This window comes from Vibrio sp. Vb1554 (genome assembly GCF_033344235.1).
Map to the genome: position 1 here is coordinate 1 of NZ_JAWPOJ010000157.1, position 1508 is coordinate 1508.

Below are 1508 nucleotides of genomic sequence, written 5' to 3' on the forward strand. Positions count from 1 at the left end.
CATTCCAGTGCTTCATCCTGTTTGTTATGAGCAGAAAGAAAGCCCCTAAATATCAAGAGGAACCGCCCGTAGCCTCTGACCTTAACGAAGCAAACGCACTGATTGAAGAGTTGTGGGAACAGTTGCGCCACCTTACCGATAAACAAGCTACTAACTCCAAAAATTCATCGAAACCACCTTCGTCTGACAACCCTAAGGACAAGCATGAGCGAAAAAAGATCAAAGCTCTAGTGGTTGCAATTCGAGAGGAGCTAAAGAAGGCCACACAGGGCATCAACGAAAACTCTCACGACTGAAAGCAACGGATGTAGTTATCGATTGTTTTCCTGAAGTGTGCCCTTGCTGTGCCCAGTCTGATATCGATGTTCAAGGTGGCCCTTACTACCGCCATCAGGTCTTCGATATTCCAAAACCCACTGTCGATATCACCGAATACCGTTTATTTTCAGGCCAATGTCGGCACTGTAAAGAAACCGTCAAGGCTCAAAAGCCTGACGATGCATCGCAAGGGATTATAGGGCCGAACTTATTAAGTTACATTGGAGTTCTTGCAGGGCAATATCACCTCAGTGTTCGGAAAATCCAATCTCTACTTAAAGAACAGCTTGGCACAACCTTTTCGGTCGGCGCGATTAGCGAAGCGCAAACGAAGGTCGCTTCAATGCTAACGCCATTGCATCAGGCGATAAAACAAGCGTTAAAGAAAGCGACTTTGATTCATGCTGACGAAACCTCTCATCACCGAAATGATGAAACGGGCCTTCGTTGGTGTTGGTTAGTGGCCAGTGATGACCTTGTCTATGAACAAATACTCTATTCACGCTCAACCTCCTCAGCAAAAAAGGTCATCGATGAAGACTATGCAGGCATTGTGGTTAGCGACCAATGCCCAAGCTATAACTGGATAGCCGCAGACCGTCATCAGTTATGTTGGGCACATGTGAAGCGCAATCTTCAGCAAATGGCGGATTATAGTGGCGGTGGCCACACCGCTTATATTGGCAAACATCTTTGTTTGCTGACGAACACCATTTTCCATACTCGGCATCGTTATGAGGAAGGTGAATTGGATTATTCACGGTACTTGCGGCGAATGCACAGGCTACAAAAATCGTTCGATCATTGGTTGAGCAAAGGGACAGGTGTGATGGTCAAGCGGTATAGAGGGCGATGCAAGTTACTGCTTAAACATAGAGAGAGCTTGTGGGTTTTCCTCAAGAAAACGTCAATCCCCTTAACCAATAATGAAGCTGAGCGATGTATTAGAGGTTTTGTCATTCAAAGGAAAATTAGCTTCGGAACGACCTCGGATGCAGGTGATAAATTCCGAAGTAGGATACATACCCTCATCGAAACCTGCAAAAAGCGTGGCTTATCGGCAATGTCAGTGTTGAGTGAAATCATCACGGCTGTTGTGACGAAGAGACCGTACCCAAACGTTTTTGATCTATAAACTGCATATGTTTCTTCAGATCTGGTAAGTCAAGATACCTCGGTGAACGCTTACC

The 1508-nt window shown here is 45.6% G+C and carries 1 protein-coding gene; it reads left to right on the top strand.

Features of this window, described 5'->3' with window-relative positions:
• Positions 1–26 precede the first annotated feature (26 nt).
• A protein-coding gene (tnpC, locus tag R8N28_RS24535; protein ID WP_412079929.1) for an IS66 family transposase occupies positions 27–1453 on the top strand; the annotation gives its coding sequence in 2 pieces (ribosomal slippage) (positions 27–222 and positions 222–1453; 1428 coding nt in all).
• Positions 1454–1508 lie beyond the last annotated feature (55 nt).